This is a genomic window from Streptomyces albiflavescens (assembly GCF_014645835.1).
Taxonomy (GTDB): Bacteria; Actinomycetota; Actinomycetes; order Streptomycetales; family Streptomycetaceae; genus Streptomyces; species Streptomyces albiflavescens.
Window position 1 is genome coordinate 1 of record NZ_BMMM01000032.1, and the last position, 14,401, is coordinate 14,401.

The window sequence follows — 14,401 nt, forward strand, 5'->3', positions numbered from 1 at the left end:
CGACCTGGGACCGCTGCCCGACGACATCACCGTGCACCTGGACGCCGGCTACGACTCGGACAAGACCCGCGCCCTGCTCGACGGACGCAGCCTGCACGGCCGCATCGCGCACAAGGGTGAGAAGGCGCCGATACAGGCAGTCAGAGGTGGCATGTCGAACGGACCCACGCCTGGCAGAACGCCTTCCACCGCCTCGCCCGCTGCTACGAGCGCCGGGCCACCGTCCTCGACGCCTTCTTCGACCTCGCCGACACCATCATCACCGTGCGTAGCCTGATCCGTCGGGCCTGGACCACCCACCGCTGGGACGAACGCCCCCGCCGCCGCCCATGACCGCACGCCTATCTGCGCAACCTCTAAGGCACTGGGGGAGGACGGCGCCGCCTCCGCGCGACCGGAGTGATCGCGCGGGGCATCGGACCGTCCAGGCCCATCGCGGTGCCGCGTGAGGGACCCCGCCCCCGCATCCTTGGACCACGGACACGATCCGTGTCGCCGGGAGCGGAGAGAACGGCGAGGAACCAGGACATCCAAAACCGTTCGGGATGTCCGCAGTGACCAGGTATGGGTCCAAGGCTCACCCCTGCTCACTGATCAGGAACGGTTGGGGCGGAGCGTCGGCCTGCTGGAGTTCGGCGAGGAGCTGGTGCTGGCCGGTGAGGAGCTCGGTGAGGATGCGGCGGGCGGCACGCAGGAGTTCGGCGACATCTCCTCCGGCGAGCGCGTAGCGGACGGTGGAGCCCTCCCGCATGGACACGACGATCCCGGAGCGCCGCAGGACGGCCAGCTGTTGCGACAGGCTGGACGGCTCGATGTCGATGTCGGCCAGCAGGTCCCGTACGGACACCGGCCCGTGCTGGAGGAGTTCCAGCACCCTGATGCGTACGGGGTGGCCGAGCATGCGGAAGAACTCCGCCTTGACCTGGTAGAGGGGGGCCTGCATGGATGCTCGCTCCTGGTCGGATGGGTGAGATTGCGGCCGCCGTGGTGCGGCGGCATCCGAGGACGCCGCCGCACCACAGACCGCTCTCGGAGGCCGATCCTTCACGCCTTGGACTCGGCAGGAACGCACATTGGCACCATGCTGATGTGGTGACTTGAAGAAGTCTTCACATGATGGGCAGGCGTGGCCACCGGCGTCCTTGGGCGGGCTAGATCTCGATCACCTCCTCCACACGCTTGAGTTGGTGGCGGGCCATCGCCAGGTTCGATCGGGCCTTGTCGAGGACGAGGTAGAGGAACAGCCCGTTGCCGGTACGACCGGTGACCAGGCGGATCAGGTGGTACTGGCGGTCCAGCGTGATCAGGATGTCCTCGATCTGGCCCTTGAGACCCAACTGCTCCATGGTGCGGACCTTGGCCCGGATGACATCCGTGTTGCCTGCCGCGGCGACGGTCAGGTCCAGGTCCTTGCCCCCGCCGAGCGTGCCCAGCGCCATTCCGCTGGTGTAGTCGACGACGGCGGCTCCCAGGGCTCCCTCGACCGCGGCCATCATCTCCTTCAGCGACACTTCCACACTCGCCACAGTGCCTCCCTATTGCATTGCGTGCCGTTGACTGCGCGGGCCGGTGCTGGCGACCCGCCTCGGTGTCCGGACCGTATGCACGCCGCCATCACCTCTGGAGGAACTCTTTGGGACTGACCTGGGACGACCGAACAATGGCGCGACCGGATCGTTCGATGGACCGGAAGTGCCGTGACTGGCCAAGAAGTTGACGCCGGAGCCTTGGTTCCGTGGCCCGTCGGGGGAGTGGAAGCGTGTTGTGGTACGAGCCACGACACTGCCCGTCGAGACGGAGGAGCCGCGAGGCCGAGATCCGCGCCGTCGCCCTGTGGCAGAGCGACAGCCACCGCGAACGAGTCGCCGGGCTCGTCGGCAGGGCCACACTGGGCCGCACCAGCGGCAGCACCACGACTGGCAGGCCGAGCAGGAAGCGGTGGGTGATCAGCTGCCACCCGCTGGTCGCCGGCAGCAGTACCGCGACCGTCGGCCGGGCGGCGACGACTGCGGCGGTGACGTACAGGACGAGCGGACTTCGCCGTTGCCTCGCCCCGCTGTGGTGCGGGCTGTGCCTGGCGGCGTTCCGGTCCGGCGGCCCAGCAGGCCGTCGGTGATCGCCGGCGCGAAGGCCAGTACCGGATCGGTGAGGAAGACAGGCTCGGCACTACTCCGCCGCCTTTTTCAGGGCGTTGAGCCAGGTGCTGAGCGAATCGTCCAGCGCGGCGGCGAGGTTGTCCCGGTCGGCGTCGACCGGCGCGCCCGACCAGGACTCCCGGGTGCGGACCACGACGCCGTCGCCGTCCTCGGTGAAGGTCCACTCGTGCACGCCGGTGATGCCGTGCGCGGGACCGCCCCACAGGATGCGGTACGGGGCGTCGACCGCGTAGATGGTGGAGTCGATGGACAGGCCCGCGGTCACCCAGTGGAAGGTGGTGCCGGGGGCCATGGGGCCGTCGAGCCGGGCCTCGGTGATGGCGCCCTGCCAGCCGGGCCAGGAGCCGATCTTGGTGTGCAGCTGCCAGACCCGCTCGACAGGAGCGGCGATCCGGATGGTGTGGTCGGCGACGACGGGGGCGTTCTCGTCGATGGTCGTGGGGAAGGTCATGGCGGTTCCTCGGTGTCGGGGCCCGGGCCGCCGCAGGGGAGTCGACGGCGGCCCGGGCAGCTGGGGCGGGTCAGGTGGGCATCTCGGAGTCGGGGATCCAGCGGCCTTGGATACCGGACGGGTTCGGGGCCCGGGCCGCATCGGCGAGGCAGCGGACCGGGCGGCCGAGGCGGGTCAGGCAGGTCAGGCGGGCAGTGCGGAGTCGGGGATCCAGTGGCCGTGGATGCCGGCGGGCACCCTGCGGGGGAGTTCGACGGCGGCCACGGTGCTCAGGTCGCTCGCGTCCAGGACGAGCAGCTCCGAGGCGTCGGCCTTGAGGTCGCTGACGATGGTGAGCAGATAGCCGTCGTCCTCGGCGGTGGCGCCCTCGGCGGGCGCGAAGACGGCCTCGCCGGGCATCCGGCCCTCGCCGTGCGCGAGCAGTTTCTCCTGGCCGGTCTGGGTGTCGAACTTGACGGTGTGATAGCCCGACAGGCCCGCGCCGGGGAAGGCGATGGCGTAGCTGTAGCGGTAGGCCGAACCGGTGTGGGCGTCGTTGATCGACGGGAACTCGGTGGCCAGGTCGCCCAGGGACTCAGTGGTGACCTTGCCCGTGGCCGGGTCCATGATCCACCGGTGGAAGGTCGAGCCGGCGTCGGGGCTGGTGCCGTAGCCGGGAGCGCCGACCCACCACTTCCACGAGTTCTCCCAGGCGGAACGGTCGAAGCGCGGTGCTTCGAGGACGATCCGGCCCTGCGCGTCGGTGTAGGCGCCTGCGACGTGCAGCAGCGCCGCCTGGTCGGCCACCTCGAACCAGGTGGTCTTGCCGCCGGCGCGCGGCATCACGCCGATGCGCAGCGGGACGTCGTCGTGCCAGCGGTAGGGGATGCCGGACTGCTCGGCGTGGTCGAAGACCACGGGCGAGTTGATGAAGACGACGTGCTCACGGGTGATGGCGAAGTCGTGCATCAGCGACGGACCGGAGCCGTCGATGACCTCCGACGTGACGATGTCGCCGCGGGCGTCGGCCACGTAGTAGGTCAGGTACGGCGGGAAGGGGCTGTAACTGAAGAAGTGCAGCTCGCCGGTTGCCGGGTCCTCTTTGGGGTGGGCGGTCATCGCGCTGGTGAGCTTGCCGCCGAAGTCGTAGACGCCGATCGTGTCGAGGTCGGCGCTGACCTCCCAGGGCAGGTTGGCCTCCTGCAGGGCCAGGTAGCGGCCCCCGTGGAAGATGATGTTGGTGGCGGCGGCGCTGACTTCGAGCTCGGTTCCGGTGAACGGCACGCCGTCCAGGAAGGGGGTGCGCACCCAGCGGTTGCGGTACCACTCGGCCCTCCCGCCCGCCAGGCGGACCCCGTGGATCATGCCCTCGCCGCGGAACCAGTGGGTGGGGGTGATGCCCGGCTTGGGGTTGTGACCGTTGCGGAAGTAGCGGCCGTTCAGCTCGGGCGGGAGAGTGCCGCGCACCGTCAGCTCGCGGCCGGTGATCTCGTCGGTGACAGGGGTGAAGTGGCCGCTGATGTACGGCTTGTCCAGGGTCATGGTCATGCCTTTCGCGTCGAGAGAGCCGAGATGAGCAGGGTCAGGGCGGCACAGGCCAAGAAGGCCGCGCCAAAGGAGGGGAGCTGGGTCAAAAAGGACAGGCCGATGGCTCCGCCGATCTGCCGGGAGGCGTTGACCAGCCCGCCGGCCAGGCCGTTGTCGGCGGCCGGGACGCCCGTGGAGGACATCGCGGTGAGCCGGACGAAGGCCACCCCCAGCCCGATGCCGATGAGGAGCGTCGGGCCGAGCAGGTCCACAAGGAAGGTGCCGTCGGCCGGGGTTCGGGACAGCCAGGCCAGTCCGGCCGCGAGGACCAGCAGGCCCACGGGCAGCACATGACGGCCCAAGACTTTGCCGGTGACCCACGACGAGAGGGTGATCATGAGGGCGAGGGGAAGCTGGGTCAGCCCGGCCTCCAAGGGCGAGTAGCCAAGGGTGCGCTGCTGGTAGAGGGGCAGGAAGTAGAACAGGCCGAGCCAGACCGCGCCCAGCAGGGCCATCAGCACGCCTGGCACCGCCACCACGCTCATGCGCGCCGGCAGCAGCGGGTCGGCGGCGCGGCGCTGGAACACCACGAACAGGCCGAGCAGCGCCAGACCGATCACGGCGAGCGGCCAAAGGCCTGACAGGCCGTAGGTGAGCGCGACCAGCCCCGCCGTCACCGTCACCGCGCCCGGCGCGTCCAGGCTTTTGCCGCGTGGCCGGCTGGCCCCGACCAGCAGCCGGGTGGCCACCAGGACGGCCAGGGCGAGGGGCACCATCACGACGAACACCGCACGCCAGCCGTACAGGCTGGTGAGCAGCCCGCTCAGCAGCACGCCCGCCGCCCCGCCGGCACCGGAGACCGCGCCCCACACTCCGAGCGCGGTGCCACGCCGCTTGCTGTCGGGATAGAGCGTCAGCACAAGGGCCAGCGCCGTGGGCGCCAGCAGCGCGGCGCCGATTCCCTGCACTGCCCTGCAGGCGATCAGCACGATCGCCGTGGGCGCCAGTGCCGCGCCCACAGAAGAGAGCGCGAACAGGCCGATGCCGAGCAGAAACACGTGGCGAAGGCCGTATACGTCGCCTGCCCGCCCGCCCGGCAGCAGCAGCGCGCCGAAGACCAGTACGTAGGCGTTGACCGTCCACGCCTGGCCCGTGTCCGACAGATCGAGCCCGGCCCGGATCTGGGGCAGGGCGACGTTCACGATCGACGTGCTCAGCACGACCAGGAACTGGGCCGTGGCCAAAACCGCCAGCGGTATCCAGCCGGTGGTGGCCTGTTGCGGTGCGGTGCGGGTCATGGCCCGACACTCGCAGCGGGCGTCCCCCGCTCGCGTCGGTAGTCATCGCCTATACGACGTGCTCCGTAAGACCCCTGGGCGACTGGGGTCGTTCCCGGATTCCCCAGCCCTGCACGACCGCATAGGTTGTCAAACGTGCCCGAGACATACACGGACGTGCTGATCGGACGTCAGGACGCGATACGCCGGCTCGACGCCCTGCTCCAAGCGGCACGAAAGGGCCGGGGCGGCGCCCTGGTCCTGCGCGGTGAGCCGGGCATCGGCAAGAGCGCGCTGCTGCGGCAGCTGGACGAGACCGCGACCGGATTCCTCGTCATGCAGGCGTCCGGCGCGGAGTTCGAGATGGAGCTGCCGTTCGCCGCGCTGCACCAGTTGCTCGCGCCCGTCACCGGCCATCTGACGGCGTTGCCCGCGCCGCACCGCAAGGCCCTGGAGATCGCCTTCGGCCTCGACACCGGCACACCCGATCCATTCCTGGTCGGCGTCGCGTCGCTGGGCCTGCTGGCGGAGACCGTGCGCGAACGCCCGCTTTTGTGCGTCGTCGACGACGCACAGTGGCTGGACCAGGCGTCGGCCAAAGCGCTGGCCTTCCTGGCCCGTCGCATCTCGGCCGAACCGATCGCCCTCGTGTTCGCGGCACGCGAGCCGAGCCGCCTGCCCGAACTGGACGAGCTGGACGGCCATGTGCTTCAACGTCTTGGCGAATCGGATGCCCGCGCGCTGCTGGCCGCCGCGATCCGCGCCCCATTGGACGAGCCGGTACGCGACCGCATCCTGGCCGAGGCGCGCGGCAACCCCCTCGCGCTGGTGGAGCTTCCCAGAACCGCCGGACTCGCCGGGATGGCGGGCGGATTCGCCCAGCCCGACTCGGTACCCGCCGTCATCGAGCAGAGCTTCCGGTCCCGGCTGCAGCTCCTGCCGCCGACAGCCCGGCTGCTGGTGACCGTCGCCGCCGCCGACCCGATCGGCGACCCCGGCCTGCTGTGGCGCGCGGCCGAACTCCTGGGCATCGACGCTGCTGCCGCCGCACAGTCCGTCCCCCTGCTGGAGTTCGGCACCCGGATCCGATTCAGCCACCCCCTCGCCCGCTCGGCCGCCTACCGCGCCGCAGCACCCCAGGAGCGGCGCAGGGCGCACGAGGCGCTGGCCGCCGTGACCGACCCGGTCGCCGACCCCGACCGGCGGGCCTGGCATCGCGCCCAGGCCAGTACCGGCCCCAACGAGCAGGTCGCCGCCGAGCTCGAAACCTCCGCCACCCGCGCCCAGCAACGCGGCGGTATCGCGGCGGCGGCGGCCTTCCTCGAACGCTCGGCCGCCCTCACGATCAGCCCGGTCCAACGCGCCGAGCGCCTTCTCGCCGCGGTCCAGGCCAAGCTCTCGGTGGGCGACTTCGACACAGCGGCCGACCTGCTCACCACCGTGGCGACCGACGATCCGAGCCAGGCCGCCAGAGCCGACCTGCTCCGCGGCAGGCTGTCGTTCGTCCGCCGCCGGGGGGACGAAGGCCCCACGGCCTACCTCCTGCGCGCCGCCGCCCGGCTGGCGGCCACCGACCCCACCTGGTCACGGGAGTGCTATCTCGACGCCATCGAGATGGGCCTTCTGCTCGGCGGCCTCGACCACGTGGTGGAGGCCGCCAGGAAGACCCCGCCGTCGAGCGAACCGGCATCCGGCGCGGCGGCGGTCCTGACCGGCCTGATCAGCCTGGTCAGCGACGGGCATCCGGCGGCGGGGGAAATCCTCAGGCCCGTCGTCGGCGACGCCGACGACGACGTGTGGGCCAGGCGGCCGTCACTGGGCTTCATGCTGGCCACCGAGCTGTGGAACTTCGACGCCCTGCACGGCATCGCCACCCGCGCCGTCACGGCCGGCCGTGAGTCGGGCTCCTTCCACGCGCTGCCCATCGCACTGGCCATGCAGGCCACCGCGGCCGTGCACACGGGCGACTTCGGCGCCGCGATGGAGATGATCTCCGAGGAGGAGGCGATCGCCGACGCCACCGGCGCGGCACCGCTGGTCTACCCCCGCCTCCACCTGGCCGCGATGCGCGGGCGGCGCAAGGACGCCGTCGAACTGTTCGCGTCGGTGGATCACCGGATGAGCCTCAGCGTGCAGTGGGCCACAGCCGTGCTCAGCAACGGCCTGGCCGACTACCCGGCCGCGCTGAAAGCGGCGAAGCAGGCGGTCGAGTACGGCGCCGTCGGCACGGCGGGCCTTGCCCTGCCCGAGCTGGTCGAGGCAGCCATGCGGTGCGGCGAGAGGGAGGCCGCCGCCACGGCCCTCGCCTGCCTCCAAGAACGCACGCAGGCAGGCCGGCAGGCGTGGGGTCTTGGCGTCGAGGCCTATGCGCGGGCCCTGGTGACCGAGGACGAGTCCGCCTACCAGGAGGCGATCGGCCTGCTCGACGACAGTGCACTGGTCCTCTACCGCGCCCGGGCACATCTGCTGTACGGGGAGTGGCTGCGCCGCCAGGGCCGACGGCGTGATGCCCGCTCCGCGCTGCGCCTGGCGCACGAGTCGCTGTCCGACCTCGGTGCGGAGGCGTTCGCCGAGCGCGCCGCCGGCGAGTTGCGCGCCACCGGCGAGCAGGCACGCAGCCGCACGTCGAAGGCCTCGGACCAGCTGACGATGCAGGAGGTGCACATCGCACGCCTGGTCGCCGACGGCGCCACCTCCAAGGAAGTGGCGGCGAAGCTGTTCCTCAGCCCGCGGACGGTCGACGCACACCTGCGCAACATCTTCCGCAAGCTCGGGCTCACCTCACGCAGGCAACTGCGAGACCTGCCCGACATTCGTTAGCCGCATGGTGGTGGCCGCGGCCTCGCGCCCGTTCATCGACTCCACGGGCCCGGGCCAACTCAGCCCGTACTTGGCCCAGTAGGCACCGGAGACGCGCTGGACCAGCTCGGGATCGTCCACCGGCTGGAGGGCGACGGACAGCCGGACCCCGGCCACCTCCACCTCCGTGTCCGCGTGCATCAGGACCCGGCGGTACCAGGCACTGCGCCATCCGAAAGCCGAGCGGACATACGCCTCCCCGTCGACCACCACCACCCAGACCGTCCTGGCCGACCACCGGCCGTTCGCATGCCGTACCCACAAAACGATCTCCGCGCGGTCCATGACAGTGTTCATGGACCAACTTTCACCGTGCCGGCACTACGTACGCGTCGGTGGTCATCACCTAGATAGGCGGGCTTCGCCGACGCGAGGGCGGTGCTCTCGCGACGAGGCTGAGCGCCATGACGAACATCGACATGAACCCCGCAACTGCAGCTGCAGCCGCGACCGCAATCGACACCCAAACCGGCATCCTTGAGGCGGCCTCTGACGCAGCGGCGCCTCACGACAAGGGCGCGAAGAAGAACAAGGGCGAGAAGAAGAACAAGGCCCAGCGGCGCGCCGCCAAGGCACTGGCGTACTTCGCCCTGATCTTCACCGGGCTCCTGGTCCTGGCCGAGCCGTGGCTGCTGATCCCGGCCGCCGCCCTCGTCCTGGCGATCTCCCTCTGGGACTGACCTGGGCGCCGCCGGTGGCGAACCCTCCTCAGGAGCCGTCCGCACCGACACGCGGATCCTTCGCACCGGCCGGGCGGTCCCCCGTGGAGCGCATCGTTGAGCTGATCCCCGGCAGGCTGTTCCGCCTACCGGCAGAGTCTGGAACGGCTGTGCGCCATGGGCGTATTGATCGGCATGTACGAGCCTCACAAGCCCAAGGCTGGTGGTGGTGCTGACCGCTTCCGATGGGAGGAGGCGCTGGATCTGCTGGGGCCCGAAGCTGAAGCAGCGCTTGTACATCCCGTGAGATCAAAACCCTGGTCTGCCGCCATCTCTGTGACACCAACTGTCGCGACGAATCCCGCACCACGCCTCACCAACGCTCTGCTGGCCACCCTCCCCACGCCACCGAAACCGCAGCCCCGACGCAACCCGCCGACCGCGGAGACCTCGCGGATGCGGAGCAGGCCCAAGCGCCCGCACCGCTCACCGCCTCCGATGATCCCTCCACCCCCGACCACACCGGCCGAGCCTGCCGAGGACACGACACCGCGCCCCGACAGCGTCCCCGTCCCATTGCAGCTCCACGAGGCGGAGATCGCGTTCATGTCTCGGGTGGGCGGCGCTTACGTCTCTCGTTGTCCAGCAAGATCCGGCGGACAGCGCCTGGGGCAGCACTGCCTCCACCCGGCTGCGCCGCAGACCCTGCCCCGCCGTGGGCTGCCACCGCACTGGGGTGGCGAGCCGCTCCGGGCTGCGTGCGAATGGCCGCGGGGCGCGGGGCGCGGGGAACATTCGCCGGGTGCTGGTGGTTGAGGAGGACGTGGTTGTGGAGGGGACAGTGTCCCCGGGCCTCACCTATTGCCCATGAGGACGATCGTTCGGCTGAAGCCTCATGGAGCCTTTCGCCGCGTAGGCGACCGCCCTCCACGGTCATGCGCACGTGCAGCCCCGGCCAGGACCTGGTCGGGGCTGTGTGCGTATCAGTCTTCGGCGGGTCTGCTGGGCACGCTGTCTGCGCGAGAGGGTTGTGCCCCTCGTGGCGTCGGTGTTGCGCACACGTGGGGGAACCGACGGAACGCGGCTCGCGGGGTGACGGAATGCGCGGAGTAGGTCAGCGGGCCTTGTGGCCGTCTTGGATCCGTCGACGCTCGCACCGTGGCGGGTTCCTTCAGACGACGGTGACGTTCTCGGCCTGGGGGCCCTTGGGCCCCTGGGTGACGTCGTACTCGACGCGGTCGTTCTCGTGCAGTTCCTTGAAGCCGGGCGTCTGGATGGCGGAGAAATGGACGAACACGTCCGGCCCACCGTCGTCCTGCTGGATGAAGCCGAAGCCCTTATCCGCGTTGAACCACTTCACCATGCCAGTAGCCATGCTGCTCTCCTCGTACGTCGGGGCACCGCGCCGGAGGGGGCGGGACCGTGTGCCCCGATCACCCCCGGACAGCATCACGGAGGGTATCGGATCGGTATCGCTATGTGCCTGGCCGCCGCTCCGAAGGGGAATCTCCACACGCCTACGCGGGACTCTCACCCGGCATCGTCCGCGTTTCAGCGGTCAGCAAATTCCGTCGGTTGGCCGCGTGGTGGGGGCTGTAGGAGCGACCACAGACCCGACCACACCCGGCCGCGGCACGGGCACCCAGCCTGCGACGGCACGGGTGCCGCTCGCCCCCTGGGACCGCACCCGACCCCGAACCGGGGCGGGAGGGTGGGCCGAACAGGGGATACGCGTAACGACCCCCGATCTCCAGGGCTTTGCCGCTGCACCTGATGCTTGGCAGAGCCGAACGGGCAGATTCCACGTCACGGCGTACGGCCAGGAGCACACCACAAGCACACTCGGGAACACACCGACGGGCACGCCACGCAGCCCTCGGCCCCCACGAGTCCGAGGACCTTTTCTGTCTGGGGGAGTTCGTGGCCACGGCGAAGGCCTCCCGCGGCGATAGGGGCGACGCCGGCGTGCGCGAGCTGCCGACGAGGACGGCCGTGGCCGAGAAGAGCGCGAAGAGGACGGCCGTGAAGAAGACCGTCGCGAAGAAGACCGTCGCGAAGAAGACCGTCGCGAAGAAGACCGTCGCGAAGAAGACGGTGGTGAAGCGGGCGACGAAACGAGGCGTGTGAAACCAGCAGCGCTGTGGGCCTGGACATACCGATGCCCCGGCCTGGGCCGGGGCATCGGAGCGTTGATGCGGTCAGCGGGGGATGACGGCTGCGGTGCTCCAGGCGGTGGCGCCGGCGATGAAGAACTCGATGCTGCCGGGCCGTCCGGTGCACAGCAGCGCGATCGCGGCGGCGAACGCGATCAACCCGGCGGCGATGAGCCCGTACTTGGCTGCGGTGCGGGCGGCGTGCGGGGCGGCTTGGAGAAGCTCGCGGCGGCGGGCCCGGCGCTGACGGCGGCGCAAGCGGCGCACCCGGTTCTCGGCGACTTCGAGTTCGGCCCGGTGACCGGCGAGGTCCTGTTCCGCGGCGGTGAGGAAATCCTTGAAGCTGCTGCCGAGGATGTCCGGGAACGGCGGCTCGGAGGTGGCGGTCATGTCGGTGTCTCCCGGGTGGTTGATCGTGCCGTGCGCCTACACCCGGTACGACGGAGGCGGGGGCCCCGACAGTGAAGTCGGGGCCCCCGCCTTGCGCTGCCAGGCGGTGCGACAACACCGCCCTGTGCTATCTCACGCCCTGCCCGGCTGCAGTCCGTCGTTGGACCGCGAGCGGTGACCGAGAGGACCCCTCTGCCCCTCGGTCACCGCCGTGTCCTCGTGAAGGTCCTCCCACACGGCGGTGCGCGGCGTGCGAACCCTTTCAACGAGGCGACGCAGCCTGGTCCACGCGGCCATCACGAACGCGATGATCGTGAGTACGAGTTTGTACACGAATGACTTCCCTTCCTTGGTCTCGCTCGGTGTGAACCAGGTGCGGGCCAATCCCCCGAGATTTCGCCCGTTCCTGGCCGGGGTAGATCCCCACTCGGGCCTGCGGCGGATCGTCCGGCTGAGTGCCGGTCGGGGCCGGGATCCGCAGACCCTGGAAGGGGTCTACTCATCGCTCCGAGCTGCGAGGCCGGTAGCGGAAGCGGCGTTTCACCTCCGGCCTGTTCAGGATCCGGTCCGCTCGTACGAGGGACTGGCGCACGCAGTCGTGGGTCCAGTCCAGGACCTCGGCGATCTCCTTGGCGTTCAGGCCGTAGACGAAGCGCAGTACGTAGGCGCGGTGATCGCGCGGGGTCAGCACCTCGGCCATGATCGCCTTGACGTCCGAGTACATGAGGCCCGAGTCGTCCAGGAGGACGTCTGTGCGCTCCAGGACGCTGGTGTCGTCATCGCCGATGAGGTCCTCGGCACGCTTCTTGATCTTCTCGAGCTCGTCGTAGGCGCAGTTGATGCACACGCGTGTCATGTAGGCGGCCGGGTTCTTCACCCGGTGGCCGGCCCGCAGGTGCGCGGTCATCCTGACTTGTGCCTCGCCCCACACGTCATCGACGTACCGTTGGTCGATCCGCGTGAGGATGATGTTCTTGTAGGTGGCCGACTGCTTCTCCAGTCCCTCCATGATCTTCTCGACGCTCTCGCGTTCCTTGGCCCTGGCAGGCCCCAGCAGTCCCAGGAATCCGCGCCTCGGCGCGCTGAACCCCATAGGGCTCTCCACGGACTCTGTCACTGGCATTACTCCATTCCCTCGGGGCCCACGGGTCGCTTCCCGTCCGCAGAGCGGGCCGCTTCCACGCCTCATGTCGTTCGACTCCTGAGAGGACGCGCAGTGTGAAGTGCCCGCGCAGGAAATCCGTTACTGCACGAACGCAGCCTTCCCTCCGCGCGGGGGAGTTCGTCCCCAGTCGGCCGCCCGGCCACCGGCACCGCGTCGACACCGTCCTCGCACGCCTGCCCGAGGTCCCCAACTTGTGTGCCACGCCGATGAGATGGGCCTTGGGGCTGCTGCTCGGTGACCGCCCGTAAAGGGCTAGGGTGGGCGGCATGTCCGCCCCTGAACTGATCCGCATCGTCTCCCGCGACTCGCCCATGGCGCTTGCCCAGGTGGAGCGCGTGCGCAGCGAACTCGCCGCGCTCCGCCCGCACATCCGCACCGAGGTCGTGCCGGTCAAGACGACCGGCGACAAGTGGATGGGGGACCTGGCCCAGGTCGAGGGCAAGGGCGCGTTCACCAAGGAAGTCGACGCTGCCCTCCTCGCCGGCCAGGCGGACCTGGCGGTGCACTGCGTCAAGGACGTCCCCGCCGACCGGCCCCTGCCGGCCGGCACCGTCTTCGCCGCCTTCCTCAAACGCGACGACATCCGCGACGCTCTGGTCCACCCCACGGGGCTCACCCTCGACGAACTACCAGAAGGCACCCGCGTCGGCACCTCCTCCGTACGGCGCATCGCCCAGCTCGCCGCCTCCCACCCCCACCTGAACTGTGTACCGATGCGCGGCAACGCCAACCGCCGCCTGGACAAACTCGCCGCGGGCGACGCCGATGCCCTCCTCCTGGCCGCCTCCGGCCTGAAGCGCATCGGCCGCACGGACGTGATCACCGAGATCCTGCCGACCGAGGTGATGATGCCGCCGATCGGCGCCGGGATCCTCGCCCTCCAGTGCCGCGAGAACGACACCGACCTGATCGACACGGTCAGCGGCCTCGGCCATCCCGACACCCACCGCGAAGCCACCGCCGAGCGCATGTTCCTCCACGTCCTCCAAGGCCACTGCAACTCACCCATCGCCGGATACGCCAAAGCCGAACGCAACGGTGAACTGTCCCTGCGCGCATGCGTGTTCACCCCCGACGGCAAGACCGTCCTCAACGCCCACGAATGGGCGGGCCCCCTCGACCCGGCCACCCTGGGCACCTCGGTCGCCGTCGCACTGCTCCGCCAGGGCGCACGCACCCTGATCGACTCCCTCGCACACTGACACGCCCCGACCTGTCGGGGCCCTGCAGCGCGGGAAGAGGACCTTCGCCGCGGTGGGCGACCAGGTGCAGCAGCGGATGCCGCAGCAGGCGAACACGGTCGGAGACGGCACACCGTCCCTCTCGTCTGCCGGGGAGGTCCAGGGCCCGGGGTCGCCGGCCGTGTGCGCTTGCACGAAAAGGGGGGCCCGTCGCCGACGGACCCCTTCTTCTTTGTGGCGCTCGTTCACCTGGTTCCTCCGAGGATGCCCCGGTCTTCAGGCAGGGGAGGAATCGGACTCCTGCGGGGGCAGGGCAGGGAACGGGGTTTCGCCTCCAGGGCGAAAGACCGTCTACGCGATCGGGTAACGTGCTCGATGTGCGTTGCGAGAACCAAGCGCGCACACCGTGCTGAGCGAGAGCCAAGCCGGCACAGCAACTCCTTTGCTTGTAGTACCAAACCGGGCAGGTTCCGACCCGGCTGGTGTTGAGGGTGTAAGGCCCGTAGGTCCGCTGGACCCGCAGGCAGCCTGAGCCAGGAATCCCCCCTGCTTCAGCGGGGGGAGGGTTCAAATCGCAGGTTCTCGACACCTGGCCCGGAACGGC

Annotated in this window: 13 protein-coding genes and 3 pseudogenes; 7 read left to right on the top strand and 9 right to left on the bottom strand. The window is 70.0% G+C overall.

The window, feature by feature from the left end:
* Positions 1-333: pseudogene (locus tag IEY95_RS46620) on the top strand (transposase); the annotation flags it as partial.
* 38 nt (positions 334-371) lie between these two features.
* A pseudogene (locus IEY95_RS49910) lies at positions 372-595 on the top strand (IS200/IS605 family accessory protein TnpB-related protein); the annotation flags it as partial.
* Here the strand turns inward: IEY95_RS49910 and IEY95_RS46625 are convergent.
* The 5 genes from IEY95_RS46625 to IEY95_RS46645 all read right to left on the bottom strand — a co-directional run bounded on the left by IEY95_RS46625 (position 578) and on the right by IEY95_RS46645 (position 5,411).
* The gene (locus IEY95_RS46625) at positions 578-943 is read right to left on the bottom strand and encodes an ArsR/SmtB family transcription factor (RefSeq protein ID WP_189192414.1); all 366 of its coding nucleotides are present in this window, start codon (positions 941-943) and stop codon (positions 578-580) included. The pseudogene IEY95_RS49910 and the gene IEY95_RS46625 sit on opposite strands and share 18 nt — an antisense overlap.
* A gap of 208 nt (positions 944-1,151) precedes the next feature.
* Complete coding sequence (locus IEY95_RS46630) at positions 1,152-1,526, bottom strand: roadblock/LC7 domain-containing protein (RefSeq protein ID WP_189192415.1); 375 nt, start codon at positions 1,524-1,526, stop codon at positions 1,152-1,154.
* A gap of 640 nt (positions 1,527-2,166) precedes the next feature.
* The gene (locus IEY95_RS46635) at positions 2,167-2,607 is read right to left on the bottom strand and encodes an SRPBCC family protein (RefSeq protein ID WP_189192416.1); all 441 of its coding nucleotides are present in this window, start codon (positions 2,605-2,607) and stop codon (positions 2,167-2,169) included.
* Between the two features lie 183 nt (positions 2,608-2,790).
* A complete protein-coding gene (locus IEY95_RS46640; RefSeq protein ID WP_308429428.1) occupies positions 2,791-4,134 on the bottom strand; it encodes a carotenoid oxygenase family protein in 1,344 nt (447 codons plus the stop codon).
* Positions 4,131-5,411, bottom strand: coding sequence for an MFS transporter (locus IEY95_RS46645; protein ID WP_189192417.1), 1,281 nt, complete (start codon positions 5,409-5,411; stop codon positions 4,131-4,133). The genes IEY95_RS46640 and IEY95_RS46645 overlap by 4 nt, the downstream gene beginning before the upstream one ends.
* Before the next feature lie 135 nt (positions 5,412-5,546).
* On the opposite strand from IEY95_RS46645, the gene IEY95_RS46650 reads away from it, so the two are divergent.
* On the top strand, positions 5,547-8,210 hold the full coding sequence (locus IEY95_RS46650; RefSeq protein WP_229703832.1) for a helix-turn-helix transcriptional regulator: 2,664 nt from the start codon (positions 5,547-5,549) through the stop codon (positions 8,208-8,210).
* Here IEY95_RS46650 and IEY95_RS46655 read toward each other — a convergent pair.
* On the bottom strand, positions 8,172-8,546 hold the full coding sequence (locus IEY95_RS46655) for a DUF2255 family protein (RefSeq protein WP_189192418.1): 375 nt from the start codon (positions 8,544-8,546) through the stop codon (positions 8,172-8,174). The genes IEY95_RS46650 and IEY95_RS46655 overlap by 39 nt on opposite strands.
* A 107-nt stretch (positions 8,547-8,653) precedes the next feature.
* Here IEY95_RS46655 and IEY95_RS46660 point away from each other — a divergent pair, with 107 nt between their 5' ends.
* Both IEY95_RS46660 and IEY95_RS49915 read left to right on the top strand, forming a co-directional pair.
* Positions 8,654-8,929, top strand: a complete 276-nt coding sequence (locus IEY95_RS46660) for a hypothetical protein (protein WP_189192419.1) — start codon at positions 8,654-8,656, stop codon at positions 8,927-8,929.
* Between the two features lie 123 nt (positions 8,930-9,052).
* Positions 9,053-9,196: pseudogene (locus IEY95_RS49915) on the top strand (flavoprotein); the annotation flags it as partial.
* An 883-nt stretch (positions 9,197-10,079) separates the two neighbouring features.
* On the opposite strand, the gene IEY95_RS46665 reads toward IEY95_RS49915, so the two are convergent.
* Positions 10,080-10,283: a cold-shock protein gene (locus IEY95_RS46665; protein ID WP_189192420.1), complete on the bottom strand. Its 204-nt coding sequence runs from the start codon at positions 10,281-10,283 to the stop codon at positions 10,080-10,082.
* Between the two features lie 545 nt (positions 10,284-10,828).
* Here IEY95_RS46665 and IEY95_RS46670 point away from each other — a divergent pair.
* Positions 10,829-11,035 (top strand): hypothetical protein, encoded by a 207-nt coding sequence (locus tag IEY95_RS46670; RefSeq protein WP_189192421.1) that lies wholly within the window; start codon positions 10,829-10,831, stop codon positions 11,033-11,035.
* 71 nt (positions 11,036-11,106) lie between these two features.
* On the opposite strand, the gene IEY95_RS46675 is transcribed toward IEY95_RS46670, so the two are convergent.
* Both IEY95_RS46675 and IEY95_RS46680 read right to left on the bottom strand, forming a co-directional pair.
* Complete coding sequence (locus tag IEY95_RS46675; protein ID WP_189192422.1) at positions 11,107-11,451, bottom strand: hypothetical protein; 345 nt, start codon at positions 11,449-11,451, stop codon at positions 11,107-11,109.
* A gap of 499 nt (positions 11,452-11,950) precedes the next feature.
* Entirely contained in the window at positions 11,951-12,544 is a 594-nt protein-coding gene (locus IEY95_RS46680) for an RNA polymerase sigma factor (protein ID WP_189192423.1), read from the bottom strand.
* Positions 12,545-12,882: 338 nt separating this feature from the next.
* On the opposite strand from IEY95_RS46680, the gene hemC reads away from it, so the two are divergent.
* Positions 12,883-13,818, top strand: a complete 936-nt coding sequence (hemC, locus tag IEY95_RS46685) for a hydroxymethylbilane synthase (RefSeq protein WP_189192424.1) — start codon at positions 12,883-12,885, stop codon at positions 13,816-13,818.
* Positions 13,819-14,401: the final 583 nt, after the last annotated feature.

Bases quoted from the DNA above. Each gene is read 5' to 3' on its own strand.
- IEY95_RS46625 (WP_189192414.1), bottom strand. From the start codon at position 943: ATGCAGGCCCCCCTCTACCAGGTCAAGGCGGAGTTCTTCCGCATGCTC.
- IEY95_RS46635 (WP_189192416.1), bottom strand. From the start codon at position 2,607: ATGACCTTCCCCACGACCATCGACGAGAACGCCCCCGTCGTCGCCGAC.
- IEY95_RS46640 (WP_308429428.1), bottom strand. From the start codon at position 4,134: ATGACCATGACCCTGGACAAGCCGTACATCAGCGGCCACTTCACCCCT.
- IEY95_RS46645 (WP_189192417.1), bottom strand. From the start codon at position 5,411: ATGACCCGCACCGCACCGCAACAGGCCACCACCGGCTGGATACCGCTG.
- IEY95_RS46655 (WP_189192418.1), bottom strand. From the start codon at position 8,546: ATGAACACTGTCATGGACCGCGCGGAGATCGTTTTGTGGGTACGGCAT.
- IEY95_RS46660 (WP_189192419.1), top strand. From the start codon at position 8,654: ATGACGAACATCGACATGAACCCCGCAACTGCAGCTGCAGCCGCGACC.
- IEY95_RS46665 (WP_189192420.1), bottom strand. From the start codon at position 10,283: ATGGCTACTGGCATGGTGAAGTGGTTCAACGCGGATAAGGGCTTCGGC.
- IEY95_RS46675 (WP_189192422.1), bottom strand. From the start codon at position 11,451: ATGACCGCCACCTCCGAGCCGCCGTTCCCGGACATCCTCGGCAGCAGC.
- IEY95_RS46680 (WP_189192423.1), bottom strand. From the start codon at position 12,544: ATGGGGTTCAGCGCGCCGAGGCGCGGATTCCTGGGACTGCTGGGGCCT.
- hemC (WP_189192424.1), top strand. From the start codon at position 12,883: ATGTCCGCCCCTGAACTGATCCGCATCGTCTCCCGCGACTCGCCCATG.